Genomic DNA, 1,417 nt, shown 5'->3' with positions numbered 1-1,417 from the left:
CCTGAACGCGTTCCAGATCGCCTTCGAGGGCCGCCTGACCCCGAGCAACAACTGACACCTCAACAACCAAGATCAGCCGTTAAGTTGACACACCCACGTATCCAGATACGCTTCGCTACGCTGACGCAGGTGGATCACGATGAGGCTGCCGCTCAAGGGGACGAGAGGCCGGTGACAAGCCGGGAGCAGGACGCCGTTCGGGTGCTGCTTCTCCTGGACGGCGCATCCGAGCCAGCAAACAGCGCGGATCTGGACGATCTTCGACTGCAGAGCGCGGTGGGGGTGGTCCGTTCCCAGGTCCGGCTGCAGAAGCTGGACTTCTGGCTGCGCAACCCGGACTACCTGGCTGACGAGTTGCTCAACGACTACGAGAGCAGCGCCGAACCGCCGCTGCTCGATCACGCAGCCAGGATCTTGGACTCCGAGGAGCCGGAGGTACGCCGCTACCCGATGTTGCGACACCACTTCGGCGCCTATGAGCCGCTCGACGACGCGTTGGCGGTGTTGCGCAGTGCCGGGCTGATCGCAGTTCGCCGCCGCGGCACGGTCAATCGGATCCGCCAGCACGACTACTTCCTGCTCGGGCAAGGACGGACGGTGGCGCGCGACATCGTGGGGCAGGCACCGGAATTCGCGTACTACGTCGAACGGGTCCGCCTGGTGATCGACCTGGCGGATGGGTTGGGGGGAAGCGGGTTGAAGGCACGACAGTATCTGCAGCATGAGTACGCGCAGGCAGAGCGCGGGAAGCGGATCGGTTCGGTCAGCGCGCGAGCCCGCACGCGGCTCGCCGAGTTCCGGCGTTCGGCGGCCGCATCCGGGGCGGGGGCGGCGTGATGGAAGCCGCCACATCGCTGGAGTCGCGGGCCCTGGCCGAGACAACCGAGGACGAAGTCCGCAGCGTGTTCGCGACCTACGGTCTACCGCTGGTCAGTACACCAGCGCGGCCCAGGGCACTTCGGCTGCGGAGGCTTCGGGTCACCGGCCTGCGGACGGGGGCGGTCGCGCCGGGGAAGTTCGATTCCACCATCAGGTTCAACGACGGCGTGACCGCGCTGGTGGCTTCCAACCTCCGGGGCAAGACCAGCGTCCTGGAACTGGTGACGTGGTGCCTGCGTGGCGCCCCGCGGGAGCTTCAGACTGGGGTGCGGCACTGGTTGAGCCACCTGGATCTCGATGTCGTGGTGGCGGGGCAGCCCCTGGGGTTCCGTCTCGACCTGGAGAACGGGGAGGTCGCCTCGGCGCTCGTGTTGGCGTGCCCCGACGTGGACCGCTTGGCCGGCACACGCCTGTCTGTCCCGGAGGACGGGATCGTCCCGCTGCGGAAGCTGTCAAGTCAAATGAGACAGTTTGATGCTATGAGTTCTGTTTCTGGGGTTCTGCCTCGGATCGCGGCTCGTTGATCCACGCGACTGTC

At 66.4% G+C, this 1,417-nt stretch carries 2 protein-coding genes; both read left to right on the top strand.

What is annotated here, in order from left to right:
- Positions 1 to 129 precede the first annotated feature (129 nt).
- Positions 130 to 837: a hypothetical protein gene (locus tag ABT245_RS45890; protein WP_351747118.1), complete on the top strand. Its 708-nt coding sequence runs from the start codon at positions 130 to 132 to the stop codon at positions 835 to 837.
- Positions 834 to 1,403, top strand: a complete 570-nt coding sequence (locus ABT245_RS45885) for an ATP-binding protein (RefSeq protein ID WP_351747116.1) — start codon at positions 834 to 836, stop codon at positions 1,401 to 1,403. Before ABT245_RS45890 ends, ABT245_RS45885 begins: the two co-directional genes overlap by 4 nt.
- Positions 1,404 to 1,417: the final 14 nt, after the last annotated feature.

Origin of the sequence: Streptomyces sp. NPDC001508 (genome assembly GCF_040298665.1) — a bacterium.
Classification (GTDB): Bacteria; Actinomycetota; Actinomycetes; order Streptomycetales; family Streptomycetaceae; genus Streptomyces.
This window is presented reverse-complemented; position numbering and strand designations above follow the sequence as displayed.